Below are 20,584 nucleotides of genomic sequence, written 5' to 3'. Positions count from 1 at the left end.
GCTTGTGCCGATGACTAATACAGGTGAAGCCACCGGTCCCACCCACCGGAACCGTGTGCTTCATCCATTCCAGCTACAACGCTTCGCGTACGCCCGTGGACTGCCAGTGGATGATTTGCCATCCCTGCTCAGAGTGGCGCCAAACGATCACGAATCGGTTCGCCAGGGTCACAGGGGCGCCGTCGACGCCGGCGATAATGGCAGCGATACCAGTATGGAGAACGGTGTCCCCCAGTCTGCGCCAACGATCGTCGCTGATTTTGATCGAACGATAGTTCACAACACCTGAGCGTATGGCGGTCAAGAGAGTCTCTTTGGTGTCCACGCGGGCGGAGGTATGAACGAGCACCAGGTCGTCAGCCAACAGCGATGCCAGAGTATCGGTGTCTGCTGAGATCATTGCGGCACGGCGGGCCCGGTCGAGCTCCAGCACTTTCTCGTAGATCGTCATCAGATCAGTGTTGCCGCACCACCGAATCGGAGAAAGCGCGAAGATCCGCCCACCGGAACCGACCCCCAGCGCCGGTCACTCACCGACCAGCGCGGACAGCGGGTGCAGGCAGGAGTTCCGGGCTGCTCGCGAAGACAACAAGCACTATGCGCGGAGTACCTGCCAGCTCGAAGTCTAGGTCGACGCCGTAGATCCTGACGCGCTTATCACCGTGGAACTGACTGTGCGAACCGACGCGAAGTATCAGTACCGATCAGGCCAAGGTCCCACAGTCAGGGCGCGTGCGGGTGTCAGTGTCCACCCAATGGAACTTGAAACTGGAGAGCCCACCCCCGGCCCGCTATCAACAATGCACCGAGGGACGCATCCCAGCCGTCGAAACGCGTACCCCACGTGACGAACCCGGTTGGCAAACCGCTGCACGCGAGCCGTACTCCGTACGGAAGATCGACCATCGCGCCCGCAGCAACGCGTCGGAACCTCGGTACGGAACAGAACAGGAGATGGACTGTGATCGACAATGGCGACGCCACAACCCTCACGGCAGATTTTGCTCGGCCGGACGCGCAGTGTCCCCAGCACATGCGCGCCGCGCGCTATCACCGCATCGGTGAACCCTTCTCTGTCGACGAGGTCGACCGTCCATCACCCCGTCCGAACGATGTCATCGTCCAGGTCAAAGCATGCGGCTTGGTACCCAACACGGTGAACATGCTCAACCCGCCTCCGATGGTCCAAACCCCCGAGCTTCCCGCAATCTATGGCCTCGATCCCGCAGGGGTCATCGTCGAAACAGGGCCGCTCGTTCGCGGGTTCGAGGTCGGCGATCGCGTCTACGTCAATCCTCTTCGCTACTGTGGTGGCTGTAGGCAGTGCCGGATGGGACGCGTTCGCTCGTGCGACTACGCAGCGCTGAACGGCTACTTCGGAACCGGACCGTGGGGTGGGCAAATGCTTGCCGACTACCCTTATGGCGGCTACTGCGAATTCATGACTGCGCCGCACTACAGCTTGGTCAAGCTGCCCGACAACGTCGATTTCGAGACAGCTGCCCGATGGGGCTATCTCGGAACGAGCTTTAGCGCCCTCCGCCGTGCAAATGTCAATATGAGCACAACCGTACTGATCAATGGCATCTCTGGCACGCTGGGGCTCGGAGCAGCATTGTTCGCCCTAGCATTGGGTGCGCCCACCATTCTGGGTGTTGGTCGGAATGCCGAGCGACTCGACAAGGTCAAAGCCTTGGCTCCCGAGCGGATACAGGTGCACTCGACCACCAACGCCACAGAATCGATTGCCGATTGGGCAGGTTCGCTGACCGAGGGTCGGGGTGTCGATGTCGTGATCGATGCATTGCCGACCGGCAGCTCTCCGGCATCGTTTTCGGCGGCAGCCGCGGCCTTGGCCAGGGGTGGCACCCACGTGAACGTCGGAGGCGTTCTCGAGGAGGTGCCGATCAGTCTTCCCCACGTGATGACCAGCAACCAGACATATATGGGTTCATTCTGGTTCACCACTTCTGAGGGCAAGGAAATGGCCGACCTGGCTGGCGCCGGCGCGGTCAACTTGAATGTCTTCGACCATGAGGTGTTCGGGCTCGAAGATATCAACAAGGCGATCACAGCAGCAAGTGCGGAGGAACGGAACGGCGGATTCTCCAACTACGTAATCTCCCCCGAGACACAGATCCGATAGTCGCAGCTGCGGCGCAGGCGATCCTGTGGCAGGCCGTGATCGCAGGATTGAACGTGATCACGGTCCCGGGTTCATCCAACGGAACCCAATCCTAGGAGTGCATGGCTGATGGTTGATAAATAGAGCACTCTGACAACAAGTCTTCGAACCGACCGGGTCTCCGGTGAATCGATGACCGCAGCGCCCAATTCGAAATCCGTCGCCACAAACGCGACCCAAGTGAGGACACTGATGCACACGATCGACACTGACGTCCTCGTCGTCGGAGCCGGGGTAACCGGTCTCACCGCATCCATCATGCTCGCCGATCACGGTGTTCGCGCGACTACCATCGCTCGGCATCCCGGAGTCGCGCCTCAACCACGCGCGCACATCACCAATCAGCGCACTGTCGAAGTCTTCCGCGACCTAGGTATCGAAGAACGTGTGCGTGCGATCGGTGTTCCGCTGCGCACCCTCAACCACAATGTGGTTGCAACAAGTTTCACGGGGATGGAAATCTACAGGTACCAATCCTACGGCACGGGTCCACGCGCTGCCGACTATGCGGCAGCGAGCCCCTGCGAGCTCATCAATGCTCCACAACATGTCCTGGAACCAGTCCTGTTGTCCGCAGCGGTCGAGCGGGGTGCCGACGTCAGGTTCGGACACGAACTGATCGCGATCGAGCAGTCGGAGCATGAGGTGCTCGCGCGAGTACGCTGCCGCGGGACCGGTGAGGAGTACAACATCCACGCTCGATACGTGATTGCCGCAGACGGCGGGCGTTCGAAAGTGGCCGACCTCGTGGGGATAGAGTTCGAAGGCCAGGCCGCGCTCAAGCACATGGTGAACATGTGGATCGAGGTCGACCTCGCCAAGCACGCCGCGCATCGACCGGGTGTCATCTATTCGATTTTCCAGCCGGGTGCCAACTCCTGGGTCGGCTCAGGCACCTTCATCTGTGTCCGCCCTTTCAGTGACTGGATCCTCGTGCGCGAGTACGACCCGTCTCTGGGCGAGCCGGATACCTCCGAAGCTGCGGTGACAGAATACGCTCGAACGCTGATCGGAGACCCCAGTGCGGAGGTCAGGCTGAAAGGTGTCAGCAAGTGGCAGGTCAACAACGTCGTGGCCACCGACTACCGGCGCGGGCGAGTATTTCTTGCTGGTGACGCGGCCCATCGCCATCCACCGGCCGGCGGGCTAGGCAGCAACACCTCGATCCAAGATGCCTACAACCTGGCTTGGAAGCTTGCGAACGTCATCTCCGGTCAGGCCGGCGAGGGACTCCTCGACAGCTACAGCCAAGAGCGACGGCCGGTCGGCAAACAGATCGTCGACCGAGCGATCGAAAACCTCAAGAATCAGGGAGCAGCGATCGCGGCCCTCGGTCTACGCCCGGACCAAGCCCCGATGGAGGCTTGGTCCTCGCTGCGCGAACTGTTTTCCGACGCAGCGGGAGCGCCAGAGCGGCGAAAGGCGCTTGCGGAAGCCATCGCCCTGCAAAACTACCGATCCAATGCCAATGGAGTTGAGCTCGGTCAGCGGTATACATCGTGTGCGATTGTCGGCGACGGCACACCATTCCCCGTACCTACTCGCGACCCGCAACTCTACTATCACCCGACAACTCATCCCGGCGCGTATCTTCCCCACGCATGGGTCGAACATCAACGTCGCAAGGTTTCGACACTAGACTTGGCTGGTCACGGCAGATACTGCCTCATCGTCGGAATTGGCGGAGAACCGTGGGCCGGTGCAGCCGAGAAGATCAGCATGGAGCTCGGAATCGAACTCCCAGTATTCGCTATCGGTCCCCGGTGCGAATACGATGATGTTGTCGGCGAATGGGCTGGCCTCAGGGAAACCGACGACGGCGGCGCGCTCTTGATCCGACCGGATCGACACATCGCCTGGCGAGCTCACACCCGCGACACCAACCCCGACAAGACTCTTCGGACCGCAGTCCGACAAGCTCTTGCGCTGGACCAGCCGGACCTTGTCACGTCAGCCACGACCTCGGACATCGCAACCGCCCGCGAAGGCTGACCGATCGTGCGGGATCCGCGGATCCGTTGGCGGTCCATAGCGATCTTCAGACTCGGTTCCACCAGGCGGGACCCATAACTCACATCAGTTCGAAACCACAACCTAGCGTTCGAGTTGCCCCGAAACAACGGCGTTCGGGAGACGGGAGCAAACCATGGCCACAGCAAGTGAATCAACACTAACCCTCACCGAGATCGTCGCGGCCGTCCGGCAGTTCCAGTACCACGACGTGTCCCCGGTCTACAGCCCGGACCTTCCTCTCTTCTTCCCCATGCCGCACATCCAGGTGGAGCAACTCGCCGCGCGCGGACCTGACGTCGAGATCAGCGTAGCCGCGAATTCGTGGACGCTGCCTGAGCATTCGGGTTCCCATGTCGACGCGCCATGCCACTTCGTCTCCGGAGGAAAGTGCGTCGATGAACTTCCGATCGACGCCCTGTTCTTTCGTCAATTCAAGAAATTCGATCTGACTCCGGAGGACCCGCAACCGGGCGAACCGGTGAACCGCGATCAATTGATCGCGGCGGCAACGCGCGGCGGCTTCTCACTCGCTCCCGGCGACGTCGCCATCGTCGACTTCGGCTGGGACCGCTACCTGCCCGGTGGCGAAGCCGGCAAAGACGAAACCTGGTGGGGGCTCAACGAACCGGGCCTCACAGACGATGCTTGCGAATATCTCGCGACTGCGGGCATCTCCGTGGTGGCCTGTGATACCTCGGCGTGTGATTTCTCCTTCCGGGATGGACAGATCACCGGCAGCCCTGGGCATACTCGGTGGTTCCTGCCGAACGGGATCCTCATCGTCGAGGGCCTGACAAATCTGGCGGACGTACCAGCTACAGGAGTGTTCGTGGCGCTGCCCCTGAAACTCGGGAAGGGTACAGGCTCGCCGTTGCGGGTCTTGTTGCTCACTGAGTGAGTTTTACCCGATCTCACCAGCCGCGTCGCAACCAACGATGTGTTTCGCCCTGGTCCGGCTGGCGGTCGGCCCAGGGCGGCGGCGTTGCCAACACAAGAACAGCGGGGTGTCTGAGGTCCTCATCTCAACAGTGTTCCCCACCCAATTTGCCAATCTGCAGCCCGTTGTAACGAAGGCGGTATCCCCATCTTGTCCACGAAACAGCCATCGCTCGACGACAAGTACTTGCTATCCGACGGACATGGCTTCATGACCGGGATTCAAGCACTTGTGCGATTGCCTTTGGAGCAACGACGACGAGACACCCGCGCCGGCCACAACATCGCAACATTCATCTCAGGCTATCAAGGATCACCGCTTGGGACCTATGACATGGAATTGGAACGCGCGCACAAATTGCTCGATGAGCACAAAGTCGTCTTCCGTCCAGGCGTAAACGAAGAACTGGCCGCCACCTCCGTCATGGGCACCCAGCTCATCGACCAAGTCGGCCAGCAGCGATACGACGGGGTCACAGGAATCTGGTATGGAAAGGCGCCCGGAGTCGATCGAGCCACAGACGCGTTCCGGCATGCCAACCTCATCGGGGTGCCTCCGACCGGGGGTGCGGTCGTTCTTGCCGGTGACGACCCCGCCGCTAAGTCCTCTACCTTGCCGTGCGCTTCGGAAGGGGCCCTTTTCGACCTGGGTATCCCCTTCTTGTTCCCCGGCGATGTTCAGGAAGTCCTCGACTTCGGCATACACGCAATCGCAATGTCGCGATGCAGCGGACTGTGGGCAGGAATGAAGATCGTTACTCAGGTCGCCGATGGGTCAGCAACCGTCGACCTGTCCCACGATCGAGTGCAACCGCGAGTAGTCTCCATCGTGGACAACGGCCGAGTCATTGTGCACCGCCCGAATGCCATGCTGATCGGAGCACAGCTTCAGGAACTCGAACGCACGCAATGGAATGCGCGACTCGACGCGGCACGTCGCTACATCACTCTGAACAAGCTGAACAGAGTCACCAATAACGCACCGAACGCTGAAGTCGGAATTGTCGCGCCAGGAAAGTCCTACGTTGATCTGATCGAAGCGCTCCATCGTATGGGCTTGGACGGTGACGCTATTGCGGCTGCAGGAATCCGGCTGCTAAAAGTCGGCGCACCATACCCGATGGACCCCGAACTGATCCGTGAGTTCGCTCATGGGTTGCGCGAGATCATCGTGCTCGAAGAGAAGCGGGAATTCATCGAGATGTTCGTCAAGGACGCCCTGTACGGGGCGCCGAACCAACCTCGCATCGTGGGCAAACACGACGAGAACGGTACCGTACTGATGCCGGCCAACGGCGAGGGATCGCCGGACCTTTTCGCCCGCCTTCTCGCGCCGCGGCTGCATGGACACGACGGCGAGCCGTTGCATTACGCTGGCGAACGCACCAGAATCCAACTGCCACTACTCACAGCCAATACCACGTCACCGTCGCTGGCTCGTACACCTTACTTCTGCTCCGGATGCCCCCACAATGTCTCGACCAAGGTACCCGACGGCGCGCTCGTCGGTGCTGGCATCGGGTGCCACGGCCTGGTCATGGTTATGGACGAAAAGCAGGTCGGCAACATCGTCGGAGTGACTCAAATGGGCGGCGAAGGAGCGCAGTGGATCGGGATGTCACCGTTCACCAAGGTCCCCCATCTCTTTCAAGACATCGGCGACGGCACCTTTATGCACTCGGGATCGCTTGCCATCCGCGCAGCAGTCGCCGCAGGCGTCAACATCACCTACAAGCTCCTTTACAATTCTGCTGTCGCCATGACCGGCGGCCAGGAACCAGTTGGCGCTATGACGGTCCCCGGCATCGTCCGCCTGCTGCTGAACGAGGGAGTCCGGAAGGTCGTAGTCACCACAGAAGATACTCGCCGCTACCGAGGAATAAAGCTGCCCAAGGGCGTCCAGGTTCTAGACCGTTCCCGCCTGCTTCAGGTGGAAGAAGACCTCGCAGGTATTCAGGGTGTGACGGTCCTACTCCACGACCAGGAGTGCGCGGCGGAGAAACGCCGCAAACGAAAGCGCGGAAAGTTGGACGATCCGGTAAAACGCATCGCCATCAACGAACGGGTCTGCGAAGGCTGTGGCGACTGCGGCGAGAAGTCGAATTGCCTGTCAGTCGAGCCCGTGGATACCGAGTTCGGACGCAAGACAGCGATCAACCAATCCTCGTGCAACAAGGATTACACCTGCGTGACGGGTGACTGCCCTTCATTCCTCGAAGTCGTCCCAGGAGGTCGCGCGAGGAAGAAGATCGAACAACTCGGCCCCGATGATATTGCCGCACCGTCGGAGGTGATTCAACGTGCGGACTTCAGTATGCGGATCACCGGTATCGGCGGCACCGGCGTCGTCACGCTCGCACAGGTGCTGGCGACCGCGGCAAGCCTCGACGGCTGGACTGTGCGAGGCCTGGACCAAACGGGCGTCGCACAGAAGGGCGGCCCCGTCGTATCGGACCTCCGGTTCACCTCAAAAGATCAAGTCCGAACCAACAAACTGGCCAGTGTCGACTGCGACCTCTATCTGGGTTGTGACATCCTCGTCGCCGCGGCGGAGAGCAACCTCGTGGCCGCGGATCCGGTACGCACAGTCGGCGTTGTCTCCTCCGCCATCGTCCCGACCGGGTCGATGGTGGTCGACACGAGTGTGAAGTTCCCTCAGCCAGCGGAGCTCGAGAAGCGCATCGCGGAGCAAATCCGCCCCGCCGCCTTGCACATGGTGGACGCCCGCTCGCTCACCGAGTCGTTGTTCGGGTCGAGCCAGTGCGAGAACATATTGCTTGTCGGGGTTGCTTTCCAGACCGGTGCACTTCCTCTCAGCGCAGAGTCGATCGAGACCGCCATCACCCTCAACGGCGTCGCTACCGAAGTCAACCTCCAGGCGTTCCGTCGTGGCCGTCAGATGGTCAGTGCCCCTGAAGCACTCGCCAAAGTCGCACGGGTGAATCGACCTCGCACCGCCGCGGTGCGGCGCGGTACCCGTCAGCAGAAACATGCCGAAGCTGTGCTCATGAGCATCGACGCCCTGCCCGATTCAGAGCTGGCCCGTGTCCTCAATGTCCGCGTGCCGGAACTTATCGCCTACCAGAATGCGCGATATGCGCAGCGCTACGCCGATGTCGTAGAACGCATTCGAGCACTCGAGACCGTCGTCGTGGGTCCGGATTCCGAGGCACTCACGACCGCCGTCGCACACAATCTGTTCAAACTGATGGCCTACAAAGACGAAGCCGAAGTTGCGCGACTCAATATCGACGGCCAGCTACAGGTCGCCCTCGAACAGGAGTTCGGCCCCGGCGTTCGCGCAAAGTGGAAACTCCACCCGCCGATCTTCCGGGCTATGGGCCTCGACCGAAAGATCACACTCGGCCCTTGGTTCAAGCCGGCCTTCCACGTTCTTTACGCCACTCGCCACCTGCGCGGTACGCGGTTCAACCCATTCGGCCCGGGCGAGGTTCGGCGCCTGGAACGTGAACTGATCGACGAGTACATCGGTGTCCTCAAAGAGATCGAGCAGCATCTGACACTTGCGAATTACAACACTGCAATCGAGATCGCGGAGCTGCCCGACATCGTCCGAGGATATGAAGAAATCAAGATCCGCAACACCGGCGCCTACCGAAAGCAGTTGGCGGGCCTGCTCGTTCAATTCACCACACCAGCTGCGGCCACATCGCCGAGTTGAGTTCGTCTGTCAACGCTCACACCCATCGAGCCGAAAGAGTGTCGATGTCCCGAGGACCCGATCCCTACAGCCGTCTGCCACAGGTGCCGACATTCGCCATCCACAGCAACGATATCAAGGATGGCGAAACACTTGCACAACCTTTCCGTAGCGGAATCCTGCGCGGCGGAGGGGAAGACCGCTCACCACATCTGTTGTGGCATGGCTTCCCTACCGAAACCCTCAGCTTCGCAGTGACCTGCTACGATCCGGATGCGCCTATCGTGAGCGGATTCTGGCACTGGGCAGTATTCAACATTCCTTCATCGGTAACCGAATTGGCCTCTGGTGCAGGAGATCCACCAGACGGCGCTGGCCTTCCAGTCGGCGCCGTGGTACTACCAAATGACGCCGGATTCAGCCACTACCTCGGGGCCGCGCCACCTCCCGGCACCGGTGAGCATCGCTACTTCTTCGTTGTTCACGCCGTGGATGTCGAGAAGCTGGAGCTCTCCAATACCTCAACACCCGCCGCGCTCGGCGCACATCTGCGTCGACACACACTGGCGCGCGGGTTCATCATTCCGGTCTACGAAAACGAGACCTAGGCCGACCGCTGACGGCGCTGCCGATCCATTGTGGTGCCTGTCAGCTCACGAGCTCAGAAACTGTGACACGCTCGGACAACATCTCCTTGCGCACTAAACCTGGATCGGTCGTTGCAGAAAGATACCTCGACTGATCATCCGTCACAGGCGAGTTCTGCCTCTTTTCCTCCGGACCTGGCCGCCGCGATCCCTGCGGCGGCCTCTTCTCTTGGCCGACGCTCAAGTCCTGAGCTACAGGTTCTGGTCGCGCGCGGAGACGCAGGCATTGCCAATCAATGCTCCTACCACTGATCGGGTCCAGGCTGCGCGGTGGCTCAGTCGCATCGCCGCGTGGTCGCGCCGATCAGTCCGGCCACGGGTCGAGCAGGTTATGGGCGTTTCCACGCATTACCCTGTTCACTCATAGTGCCGAGGCCCTCTCAGCCGCGCCACAGGAGTGGGAGACTAGATAGTCGGCCGAGCGCGACTTTGCATGGCTGCACATCGTCAACGCTGTTTAGACTCGGTACGAGCGCCGCACCACACCTACCGAGTACGAGCCTGGCCTACTCGATGATCTGCTTCCGCAAACCCTCTTACCTGCGTTGTTCGATGCTCCACAGCCTGGCCGTGTGGTCCTTTCCGCCTGTGGCCAGCACAGTGCTGTCGGGGCTGAAGGCGGCCGTATAGATGATGTCAGTGTGTCCGGCCAGCATGAGGGGGCTGGTATGCCTGGTGCCCGGGTCGGCGACCGGATGGCGAGTTCGGGGGTTCCACAGTCGAATAGAGCGATCGCTGGTAGTCGCGAGGACGGTGCTATCGGGGCTGAACGCCACCGCACCAACATCATTCGTGGGGCCGGTCAGCGGGCCGGCGTATTCATAGGAGCGCGCGTCCCACAACTGCATCGCGTCGTGGTTACTGACGACGAGCAATGCACCGTCCGGGCTGATAGCTGCGGCAACTACTCCACCACATGGCTCGGAAAGCGAGCCGACTTGTGTTCCCGCTTTGAGGTCCTACCAGGCCACGGTTCCATCGAGGAGCGAACCTGTGCCCGTGGCGAGTGCGCCGTCCGGAGTGAACATGACCTCGTTGAGCCCGTGGATCGGGCCGATTGTGCCGATCTGTTGGCGGCTGAGGGGTCCCACAAGCCGTACAACCCCATCTCGCCCCCGTACCGCGAGAACAGGGCCGTCCGGGCTGAACGACAGTGACAGCACCTCGACAAGTCGCCCGGTGAAGCTGCTCACGGGGTTGGTGAAGGTCCCGACAGCCCGACAGCCGCTGTCAGATCAGTGGCCCGCTGACGAGTCGTGCATGCCAGTCCGGCGGGAAGGACGCGCCCGGATCGACCACCGTCGTCCGGGTCTTCGAACGTGCGCGGGCTGATGCCCACGATGCCGATCTCGGCCATGGTCTTCGCCACCGTGTTGTAGTTGACCGTGCGCCCGCGCTCGCGCAGCCCATCGGTGATCCGCGGCACCCCGCAGGTGCTCTCGGACTCGGCATGGATGCGCCCAGATTCCCAACGCCACGGGTGACCGGGGCTGGAAGTTGGTGAACAAGAAGGAAAGTCGAGGCGTACTCCTGCTCGGAACCATATGGCATCGCTTCGCAGCCATTCCGATCTGCCTCCCCGTGGGCGTACAGTCTCTATCGATCGAGCACCGGTTGGTGGATCGCCAGAGGGGGAAGTGTGGCCGTCGAGCCGCTTGTGAGGATCAAGCCGTCTCCAGTTCGTCCCGCTCTCCTCACGATTCGCGTGGTGGCCGTGGTCGGGCTGCTGGTCATTGCTCTGACGCCGTTCGTGGTTCGCCCGGACCCGGAACCGGTCGTCGTGCGGGGCAAGATGGGGTCGAAGGTCGATTTCTTTCGCGACTCCGAAGTTCAGAAGATCCTGGCGCACAATAATTTCGACGTACGAGTGGACAGCAGCGGCTCACGTGAGGTGGCTGTGCACGACATCGACGACTACGACTTCGTCTTCCCGTCCGGCCAACCCGCCGCCGATCTGATCACACGCAACAGGCAGCAGAGCAACAAGTACGTCCAAGAGTATGTGCTGTTCAGCAGCCCGATCGTGCTTGCTACGTTCCGGCCGTTCGCGCAAGCATTGAGCGACGCGGGCGTCGCTGAGCCGGTGAGCCGCGGCAGGTTCGACCCGCTCTACTACAAGATCGATATCGGCAAGTTCGTTGCCCTCGCGGAGCAGGGTAAGAGCTGGGACTCGATCGGTATCGGCCGCTATGGGTCGGGGAGTGGCAATGTGGTGGTCGCCCACACCTCTGACGTGTGCGTGTCCAACTCCGGAGGTACCTATGTGGCGGTAGTCGCCTACGCGAAGTACGGCCAGGAGTTCACGGCCCCCAAGAACGAGAGCCAGGTGGTCGAGTTCGCCGAGGGTGTAAAGCCGATCTACGCGGCACAGGGCGCACCCATAGGCAACCGGATGCCGTATTACCTGTCCCCCGAAGGGAAGGCGATCGCGCCGGTCGTGGCAATCTATGAACACCAGTATCTCGCCTACCAATTGAACCGACCTGACGGGAAACCGGACGAGGAGCGGGTACTTCTTTATCCCAGAGTCCATTTCGAGACCCAGCCTCGACTCCTCGCACTCAACGACACGGGGCGGAAGCTGGCGCAGTTGCTGCACAGTGATCCGAAATTGCGCACAAGGGCAGTGAAACTAGGTTTCCGAATGCTCGACAGCTCCAATGACATCGCCAGCGCAGAGTTGAACGATCTGCTCGTCAGCCGTGGGCTCCAAGCGCCTGCTTCCGCCGACAGCACACACGTGAGTCTGCCCCCGTTCGATGTGTTCGAGAAGTTCGTCGTCGCGGTAGGCGGCTGCTCGCAGTGAGGCGGCCCGGTGTGAGCGTGGTCATCAGCGCCGTGCTGTGCGTCGTCCTCGGGCTGGTCACCGCGTGCGAGTCCGAGTCATCGCCGCGCGCTACCTTGCGGGTGCTGGCCTCTTCCGAACTCACGGATATGCGACCGCTGCTGGAGGAGTTGCGCCGCGATACCGGCATCGAGCTGGTGCTGGATCACCGGGGGACGATCGATGCGACCCAGGCGCTGGAACCGGGCAGATACCAGCACGACGTCGCCTGGTTGTCGACGGATCGCTATTTCGAGTTGACATCGAAGCAACGCGGGTATGGTGGGAAGGTGCCGCTGACCCGTCGGTTCATGTTCTCGCCGTTGGCGATTGGGGTCAAACCGAGAATCGCGGAGTCCCTGCGGAGTTCGGCCGGGGATCGGCAGCTTTCTTGGGCGGATCTGGCCGACCGGGCGGCCGCGGGAATGCTGAGGTTCGGGATGGCGGACCCGCGGCACGCGGCGAGCGGGCTGTCCGCACTGGTCGGCGTCGCGACGGCGGCGGCCGGAACCGGCGGTGCTCTGCGGGAACAGGACATCACGTGTGACCGGCTGCGCGGGTTCTTCAGCGGGCGCACCCTCACCGCTGACACCTCGCGCGCGCTCGCCGAGGCATACAAGGCCGATCAGGACGCGGCGGACGCGGTGATCGACTATGAATCGGTATTGCTGTCGATGAACGCGAGTGGGACTTTGCGTGAGCCGCTGGAGATTCTATATCCCCGCGACGGCATCGTCCTCGCCGACTATCCGATGATGTTGCTCGACCCCGGTAAGCGAGATATCTACGAGACGGTCGTGGAATGGTTCGAGTCCGAGCGCGTGCAGCGGGAGATCATGGAACGGACATCGCGTCGTCCGTTGAACAGTCGGGTGCACCGCGATTCCCGGTTTCCGGATTTCGGCACGAACACGCTGTACTTTCCCGAGCGGAAGGAAACCATCGATCGGCTCGTAGCCGAATATTCCAAGCCACAGGCGCACAATCCGTCGCACGTGATATTTGTGCTCGACTTCTCGGCGTCGATGCGTGGATCGCGAATAGCCGCGTTGCGTGCCACGTTCGCGGGATTCGGCGGCGACGACCCGTCGACGGTGGGCAAGTTCGTGCGCTTCTATCGGGGCGAGACGTTCACCATCATGCGTTTCGGCGGTCGCGTCCTGGATGAGCGGGATTTCGTCGTCACCGGGCCGCCGGATCTCGATGCCATCCGCAACTACCTGGCCACGGACGGTTTCGACGAGACCACAGGTGTGTGGTCGGCGCTGGATGCCGCGTACGAGAAAGCCACCGCTGTCACCCGCGAACACGCCGAGCAGCCGGTAACGATTGTGCTGATGACCGACGGCGAGAGCAACACCGGTATCGGCGTGGAGGATTTTCTGCGCGAGTATCGAGAGCGCGCACCCGAGGTCCAGGCCGTGCACACCTATACCGTCCGGGTGAGTTCGGCTGCTCCCGACGAATTGGACCGCGTGGCGCGAGCCACCGGCGGTCGCATGGTCGATGCGACCGCGACGTCACTGTCGGAAGCATTCAAGGAGATTCGTGGCTGTCGATAACCCGTGGTTCTGGGTTCTGATTCTCATCGGTGGCGTTCTCGTGGCCGTCGCGGCAGGGCTGTACGCGTACAGAATCCGCCGTGTTCCCGACTATCTGTTCGGCGACGCCGGCCACGAGATCCTCATGTATCTGAACGAGAAAGTGATCATGGATCTGCTTGAGTCCAACGACACCGTGGCGCTGAAGCAGACAGTGGAGCAGTATACGCGGGTCTCCGCGGAAGCCAACGGCGAGATCAGGCACGGCCCTGTGACTATCGTTGGGCGCGCGGGTAAGTCGGGCGACAAGAAGGTGACGTTCGATTTCGAGAAGAAGCCGATCACGGCGATCCGTGAGGTCGTTCAGCGGCTCGAGAACGCGGATGCGATCGTGTACGTGGATCTACACAGGGGCGACGCTCTCGCGCACCGCACTCTCCTCGATGCCGGCGCGGAAGGGGCACGACTCAGCGGCAGCAGAATGTTCTTGTCGATTGGCGGGCAGTTCCAGGAATACGACGAGGACGGGTCGGATCGGACCTTTCTGCGCCTACGCGCACCGTATCCGGCGGGCGGCGACGCGCACGTGCGGGTCAAGATCACCCGTTCGTGGCTGCGCGCGCCCGAAGAGCTGCCGGAGGGCAAGGGGTCGTTCCCGGCCCGGGTGCTCGGCAAGGTCGAGGCTTGGGACGAGAACAACGGCGTGCTGAAGATATGGGCGCTGGCGATCTTCCGCTGACGTCAGGAGCATCGCGTTCACCGAGGCCTGATGTCAGGCTGTCGTGGGTTGGCCGACGCGTGCCGTAGGAAGCGATACGAAATCTAGGGAATTACAGGGTACTAGCAGCATGTGAAACATGCTGGTAATGAGCATTATTGGAACCTTTTGAGTGGTGCTGGCGGAACTAGAATGCGCGCAAGGCCGAGTCCGGGCCGAATCTCGCCGCTGGTGTCAGCGGCGTGGTGAGAAGCTCATTCGGACTGTGAGCGTCTCGGGCCGATGGAAAGCAGTTGTTTCGGTCGGCGGAGGTCCACCAGGGTCGCCACGCGTAGGGTGTTCGCGTTCCAGGATTTTTCCTAGCTCCGTCGTCGAGACCGTCGCGGTGAGGGTGCAGTCGCCCGCCCGATCGCGACTAGTTGCGCGCTGCGCACGGTGGCGGTGATCGGCTGGAGCAGTAGTGCGATGCGGAGTTCGAGTGCGCCCACCAGGTTTCCGTCGATGGTGATCTCGATGTGCGGATTGCAAAGTCTGCGTGATCTCGTGTTCGAGATGTTCGACCTGTTCGATACTGCCCGAACAGGTTCGCATCGCGGCGCCGCGGAGCCGGTCGTAGCGGCGCCAGCCCTCAACGGCCAGTCCGCCGAGAGGGAGATAGGCGTGCTTGGTGTTGTCGTCGGCGGCGGCCATCGTGACCGGGCCCAGACGTGGTCGGGGTCGTGGTGGCGGGCAGGACCGGGGGGACGAGCATGCGTCGGATCTCCGGTAGCGCGAGAGCGATCATGTCTTCACCGACCTCGGCGATTCCCCCCTTTGCGGCAACTGCTTTCGATGCCGATAGCCAGGCGAGTCCGAGCATGGACAAGGTGATGTGGGCGAACCACACCCGATAGCTGCGGACATGGTAGTGAAGGCGTGGGTCACCCGCTCGGCGCGCAGACGGGACCTGCCGATGCGCGTAGTGCTCACACCAGTCAAGCCGGTGACGACCCAAAACTGCTGCCTTACTAGACGGTATTCAGGTGGCCGCCCGGGTCTGGAGCAGTCACGGATCCAGCCCGACCTGGTGATCGCGGACAAAGCACAATCGCGTCCCTCGACCCTCCACGCGCTGCATAGGCGGCGGGTTCAGATGATCAGCCCCAAACAGCCGACCAGATCGCCCACCGCGCAACCAACGGCTCACGCGGCGGCGGCCACCAGCGTTCGACGCCGATGCCTACACGCAGCAGAACTTGTCGAGCGATGATTCGACCGGAGCAAGCAATTCCGGGACCTGGCCGCTCGCTACGCCAAACGCGCCGCCTACTACCAGGCCCCGAACTCACCATCGTAGCGATTCCTGTGGCTCCGGTGACTTCCAGGACAGCGCCTTGAGTTTTAACCCTGGCGGCGTGGTCGCGGCCCGGCCGGGGTTGGTGCGCGAATGTTGCCATCGGTCTTGATGTGGACATCATGGCGGGGTGCGGGCCGTTGGTTGCGGCAGCCCGGTGGTCGGCCAGGTCCTGGTCGTGAGGGTTTCGGCGCGCTGGCTGGACATGCAATGTTCGGGCGGAGGTGCCGAAACACCCGCCGGACCCGCGCGGGTGTGAGCTGTTGCGGTGCAACAGGTTTCTCCCACCGACGCCGCTGATCTCGCGCGAGGCTGCGCGCCAGGCGCAGCTGGGTGTATGCGGCCATCAGCAACCAGGTCCACCGGTCCGCGCTGGCGGGATCGCGGGGTTTCGGTGCGGTCCAGCCCAGGGTTTGCTCGAACATGCGGAAGGTGTGCTCGATGTCGAACCGGCGCAGGAATGCTTGCCAGAGCAGATCAACCGTGCCCGCGTCCAGACCAGTGCCCGAATGCCACAACCAAACCGGTTTCGGTGTTGCACCACTGGGCAGCCGGGCGACGTCGAGGCGGACCACGGTGCCCTCGATGACGGGCAGTTTCCCGGCCGCAGTGACCCAGGACGATCGGTGGGTGAGCCGGGGATGTAACCGGTCCCATGACCGTGCGTGCGCGGGCCCGTAAAGCCTGGTCTCGGTCAGGGTCTCGGTTGCCGGCTCACCCCAGGTAGCGGGGTCGCCGAACACGAACTCGCCGCCGTGGCGCGGCGGACGTCCCATGGTGCCGGGAAGCCATGGCGGCGCGGCGCGGCGCAGGACGCGGTCGGACCGCATCCGGCCCAACAGCTGCACCGGCAGATCCGCGAGCAGGAACGCCATCCGGGGCGCGTCGTAGCCGGCGTCGGCGACGATCCAGATGTCGGGATCGCCGGGCTGCCACTGCCCGGCAGCGATCAGGTTGCCGATCACGGTGCGAAGCTGGGCCGCGGTGGCTGTGGCAGCGTCATCGCCGGGCGTCAACCGGATCGCGTCAAGTGGCGCGGTCCAGGAACTGCGACCGGTCTCGAGCGCGCAAACCACCGAGTACGGCCAGCCCGGAATCATCTGATGTGTGTTCTTGGCTCGCCCGTAGGTGTGACACAGCACCCGTTGCGGACAGGTATGAGCTTCGGGTCGCAGCCAGCAGGTGATATCGACCGCTAGCACCAGCCGACCGTCCGCGGCCCTGGGCAGCGGGACCGCGGCCAGCGCTCGCCGCAACCGCTCCACATCGATTCGGCCGCGATCTAGCGCCGCGTACACGCTGCCGTGGCCACGGCGATGCTCGGCGACCAGCGACAACTCCGGCGGCGACCGCACCGGCCCGTCCGCGCACAACACCGCGTCGACCAGCTCGAACACCGCATCCGTGCGCGCGGTCACACACTGATACAACTCCTGCCGGAACGCCGACAGTTCCCCGAACACGCTGGCGCCGCCAGTGTCGTGCACACTATTCACCGAAGCCCTTGGAGTGAGTTTCCTTCTGTCGCAAGAAGAATCATCACCCAAGGGCTTCTTTCAAGATCAACCAGGGGCCGCCTGACCGGGACCAAGGTTAAAACTCAAGCTAGGTCACACCCACCATCGAGCGCGCGAGAGCTTGCCGTACAGCATCGAGAAGCGAGTCGATGGGAGCTTCAGGACAGGTGGCCGACCTCCAGGCAATGTGCCTGTCCGGCCGAATCAAGAGTGCACCATGATCGTCGATCTCCCGGACTTTCGCCCAGTCACCGAGCACGTCATCGTACTCACAGTGATAGCCCACGGCGAAGACCGGCAACTCGATTCCCAGTTCTTCCTCAACGCTGTGCGCAGCCTGTACCCACTGTTCACCGCCGATCCCGATAATCAGACTGAACCGCCCATGACCGGCAAGGTCCAAGGTCGACATCCGCTCCCGATCGCGCTCGAGCCACGCATGTGGCAGGTAGGCGCCTGGATGCGTCGTCGGCTGGTAGAACAACTCGGGATCACGCAACGGCTCTGGGAATGGAGTCCCGTCGTCCACGATCCCGCAAGATTCCGTGTAGCGATGACCAATATCGGTACCGTGAGCGCTCGACCGATAATGCTGCAGCTCGATTGCCTGAGCCAGGTCCTCGCGGCGCTTGACGCCAGCCTCAGTGTTGCATGAAATCTCCTTCAGCGCTGCCCATCCCTCAGCAGACGATTGTCCCTGCACGAGTCCCAAAGTCTTGCCCACGGCAGCCATGTAGCCGAGGTTCTCCATCGTTCGGGTGACCATGTGCTTGCCAACGGGCTGGCGCTCATCGTGATAGCTGTCCAGCAGTTCGATGCCAGCCCGGCCTGAAAGCACGAATGCCAGTTTCCATGCCAAGTTGAAAGCATCCTGGACGGATGTATTGCTGCCCAATCCCCCGGCCGGAGGATGCCGATGCGCCGCGTCTCCGACCAGGAATACCCGTCCATATCCGTACTGCTTTGCAACCATGTTGTTGACCTGCCACAGGCCGGTCCCCTTGACTTTCACCGGAATATCGGGATCGCCGATCAACGAGCGGGCCGCCGCAATCACCGCTTCATCGGAACGGTCCGGGTCACCGAGACTCCCGTCATATTGACGCGAGAGTACCCATTCGTTCCACGGCCGGACATTGAGGAAACTGCCTGAGCCGACCCAAGAATCTCCGCCGGGCTGCAGCAGCGTGTAGATATGGCATGGCCGGTAGGCGGTGTGCTCGGTGAGGTCGACCTCCAACCATGCACTCACCATGTGCAGCAGCGAAGCTTCGCCCTCGAATTCCGCACCGACCTGCTCCGCTACTCGCGACCTGCCCCCGTCCGCCCCGACCACATACATCGCACGGACTTCATATTCCTCACCGGATTCTCGTTCACGGACCCGGGCGACCACGTCGTTCTCGGCCTGCACCAGTGACACAAGCTCATGGTTGAACCGAACGTCTGCTCCATGTTGACGAGCCGCCGTCAGCACCAGCGGCTCCAGATAGTGCTGTCCGACGTTGTAGTTGGCGGACGGACTCGCCAACTGATAGTCAGTGGCCCGGTCTGCGGCCCCGTAGGCTCGGTAACGGAGGATCTCCGCACCGACGAAGCTTGTCGCATAGACGGAGTGGCTCTGATCTGCGAGCCTGACGCCGATTCGATCGATTTCTTGCTCGATGCCGAGATCTCTCAGCACTTCTACAGTGCGCTGATTCATGATCGTGGCACGCGGTTGGGGCGCAGTGCCGGGATGGCGAGACAACGTGATCGCGTCGACGCCGTACTTCGCAAGAAACGCAGATGCGGTCAGCCCGGCCGGCCCAGCCCCCACGACCAGGACATCGGTTTTGACACTACGCATGAGAGAAACAACCTCCAGATTATTGATGGCCCGGACACGGACCGATCAGCTGCTGCGCTATGGATAACAAGGACCCGATCCGATCTGCCAGAAATCCGTTCCGTTGGACGGGAGACGAGCTAGACCACGTAAGAGTGGGCGGTGATTGTCGTCCGCCGCGGAGAATCGGGCCGCCCGCCGACCGATTCGATGATGCGTCAGAGCGGAGCAGAGGTCCGGTCGAGCAACGGAGCCAGCTTCGTCTCGATGTCGACGATCACTTCCCGAGTGTGACGCGGCGGGATAGACAGGGACACGTTCCGCAGCCCCGCCTTCTGCATTCGGTGAAGCTGATCCGCGATCTCCTCTGCAGTGCCTATGAGCGCCGTGTTCCGAATGATCTCCTCTGTCAGTACTTGCTGTTCACCCGGCAGAAGATGCATCAGGTGTCCCTCGTGGACCCTCTGATACAGCAGGTTCCGCGGAACATCGAAGCGCGACAAGACCTTCTCCTCGTAGATGTCAATGCGCTCCTGCACCTCGGGCGGGAGGTACGGGGCGATCGCCGGGTTGCAGGCGTAGGTGTGGAACGCGAAGATCGAATACGGTCCCACCTGCGCGAGCGCACGCGGCGAATTGGCGGGTTCGCCAGGCTCAAGGATGCATATCGCGGTGGCCCACATCGTGTAGGCGTCCTCGAGGCTCCGCCCCGAGTCGACAGCACTTGCCTTGACCGTTTGGAAGGACTGAGCGAACACCTCGGGTGCATTTCCCATCGCTCTCGCACCTGCCAGGGCAAGCGTCGCGACCCAGCCGTCGGCCACCATACCGACAGCTTGCAAAGATCGAGGGCCATCGGCCGCCATGTAGCAGGGAACCGGATGCGTGACGTTGTTCTCTACGAGCTCCGAGTTCACTGCACGTACTACGACCTCGCGGCCGCCATCCTGATATGTCACGTCGCGCCCAGCCATGAGGTCCCGCACGTCGCTCAAATTGCGGCATGTTTTCTCCAATGCCACAGGGGGGAGACCGTAGGTCAGCCGCCCGGTATACCCGGTCCCTGTCCCAAAGAACACTCGTCCCGGCGCAATCTGATTGACCATCGACATCGCCGAGGCCGTGACGGGTGCAGTGCGCATCCCTGGAACGTTCAGGAGCGTCCCGATGCGCAGCTTCGACGTGCGCTGCGCAGTGAGTGCCATCGACACCAACGGATCGCCACAAAGTAGAGGGCTATCGGTGAAACCAGCGGTGGCAAAGCCGTGCTCCTCGGCGAAGCCTGCATCGTCCCAACAACCCGCGTAGTTCATCATGACGAGTCCGAAATCCATGTCTAGCTCCCTGTCCTTTGCTGGACCGGCCCGCACCGGCCTACGTA

15 protein-coding genes are annotated in these 20,584 nt (G+C 62.1%); 8 read left to right on the top strand and 7 right to left on the bottom strand.

The features are described from left to right. Nucleotides 1–73 precede the first annotated feature (73 nt). The gene (locus ACWF82_RS20580) at nucleotides 74–451 is read right to left on the bottom strand and encodes a nuclear transport factor 2 family protein (RefSeq protein WP_452503345.1); all 378 of its coding nucleotides are present in this window, start codon (nucleotides 449–451) and stop codon (nucleotides 74–76) included. A 510-nt stretch (nucleotides 452–961) separates the two neighbouring features. Here ACWF82_RS20580 and ACWF82_RS20575 point away from each other — a divergent pair. The 5 genes from ACWF82_RS20575 to ACWF82_RS20555 all read left to right on the top strand — a co-directional run bounded on the left by ACWF82_RS20575 (nucleotide 962) and on the right by ACWF82_RS20555 (nucleotide 9,403). Further along, a complete protein-coding gene (locus ACWF82_RS20575; protein ID WP_452503343.1) occupies nucleotides 962–2,146 on the top strand; it encodes an alcohol dehydrogenase catalytic domain-containing protein in 1,185 nt (394 codons plus the stop codon). A 231-nt stretch (nucleotides 2,147–2,377) separates the two neighbouring features. Beyond that, nucleotides 2,378–4,177, top strand: a complete 1,800-nt coding sequence (locus tag ACWF82_RS20570; RefSeq protein ID WP_452503341.1) for an FAD-dependent monooxygenase — start codon at nucleotides 2,378–2,380, stop codon at nucleotides 4,175–4,177. 154 nt (nucleotides 4,178–4,331) lie between these two features. Further along, entirely contained in the window at nucleotides 4,332–5,096 is a 765-nt protein-coding gene (locus tag ACWF82_RS20565) for a cyclase family protein (RefSeq protein ID WP_452503340.1), read from the top strand. 180 nt (nucleotides 5,097–5,276) lie between these two features. Further along, nucleotides 5,277–8,816 carry an indolepyruvate ferredoxin oxidoreductase family protein gene (locus tag ACWF82_RS20560; protein ID WP_452503508.1) on the top strand — a complete coding sequence of 1,180 codons (3,540 nt, stop codon included), beginning with the start codon at nucleotides 5,277–5,279 and terminating at the stop codon, nucleotides 8,814–8,816. Between the two features lie 44 nt (nucleotides 8,817–8,860). Further along, entirely contained in the window at nucleotides 8,861–9,403 is a 543-nt protein-coding gene (locus tag ACWF82_RS20555; protein ID WP_452503338.1) for a YbhB/YbcL family Raf kinase inhibitor-like protein, read from the top strand. Nucleotides 9,404–9,978: 575 nt separating this feature from the next. Here ACWF82_RS20555 and ACWF82_RS20550 read toward each other — a convergent pair. From ACWF82_RS20550 to ACWF82_RS20540, 3 genes are all read right to left on the bottom strand, one after another. After that, nucleotides 9,979–10,290, bottom strand: coding sequence for a WD40 repeat domain-containing protein (locus ACWF82_RS20550; RefSeq protein ID WP_452503336.1), 312 nt, complete (start codon nucleotides 10,288–10,290; stop codon nucleotides 9,979–9,981). A gap of 111 nt (nucleotides 10,291–10,401) precedes the next feature. After that, entirely contained in the window at nucleotides 10,402–10,605 is a 204-nt protein-coding gene (locus tag ACWF82_RS20545; protein ID WP_452503507.1) for a hypothetical protein, read from the bottom strand. Between the two features lie 26 nt (nucleotides 10,606–10,631). After that, a complete protein-coding gene (locus ACWF82_RS20540) occupies nucleotides 10,632–10,898 on the bottom strand; it encodes an IS3 family transposase (protein WP_452503505.1) in 267 nt (88 codons plus the stop codon). A gap of 183 nt (nucleotides 10,899–11,081) precedes the next feature. Here ACWF82_RS20540 and ACWF82_RS20535 point away from each other — a divergent pair, with 183 nt between their 5' ends. Genes ACWF82_RS20535 through ACWF82_RS20525 form a run of 3 tightly spaced genes read left to right on the top strand, consistent with a single transcriptional unit; the run spans nucleotide 11,082 to nucleotide 14,546 of the window. Beyond that, nucleotides 11,082–12,248 carry a hypothetical protein gene (locus ACWF82_RS20535; RefSeq protein ID WP_452503516.1) on the top strand — a complete coding sequence of 389 codons (1,167 nt, stop codon included), beginning with the start codon at nucleotides 11,082–11,084 and terminating at the stop codon, nucleotides 12,246–12,248. 11 nt (nucleotides 12,249–12,259) lie between these two features. After that, entirely contained in the window at nucleotides 12,260–13,828 is a 1,569-nt protein-coding gene (locus ACWF82_RS20530; RefSeq protein WP_452503334.1) for a substrate-binding domain-containing protein, read from the top strand. Further along, nucleotides 13,815–14,546 carry a hypothetical protein gene (locus ACWF82_RS20525; protein ID WP_452503332.1) on the top strand — a complete coding sequence of 244 codons (732 nt, stop codon included), beginning with the start codon at nucleotides 13,815–13,817 and terminating at the stop codon, nucleotides 14,544–14,546. Before ACWF82_RS20530 ends, ACWF82_RS20525 begins: the two co-directional genes overlap by 14 nt. A 1,359-nt stretch (nucleotides 14,547–15,905) precedes the next feature. Here the strand turns inward: ACWF82_RS20525 and ACWF82_RS20520 are convergent. The 3 genes from ACWF82_RS20520 to ACWF82_RS20510 form a co-directional block, all read right to left on the bottom strand. Then, nucleotides 15,906–17,345: an NF041680 family putative transposase gene (locus ACWF82_RS20520; RefSeq protein ID WP_452503330.1), complete on the bottom strand. Its 1,440-nt coding sequence runs from the start codon at nucleotides 17,343–17,345 to the stop codon at nucleotides 15,906–15,908. Between the two features lie 118 nt (nucleotides 17,346–17,463). Continuing rightward, the gene (locus tag ACWF82_RS20515) at nucleotides 17,464–19,224 is read right to left on the bottom strand and encodes an FAD-dependent monooxygenase (protein WP_452503328.1); all 1,761 of its coding nucleotides are present in this window, start codon (nucleotides 19,222–19,224) and stop codon (nucleotides 17,464–17,466) included. Nucleotides 19,225–19,421: 197 nt separating this feature from the next. Next, nucleotides 19,422–20,537 carry an LLM class flavin-dependent oxidoreductase gene (locus ACWF82_RS20510; protein WP_452503326.1) on the bottom strand — a complete coding sequence of 372 codons (1,116 nt, stop codon included), beginning with the start codon at nucleotides 20,535–20,537 and terminating at the stop codon, nucleotides 19,422–19,424. Nucleotides 20,538–20,584 lie beyond the last annotated feature (47 nt).

The organism is Nocardia sp. NPDC055053, assembly GCF_053608285.1.
The sequence above is the reverse complement of the archived record's forward strand: the minus strand, read 5'-3'. Positions and strand labels throughout refer to the sequence as shown.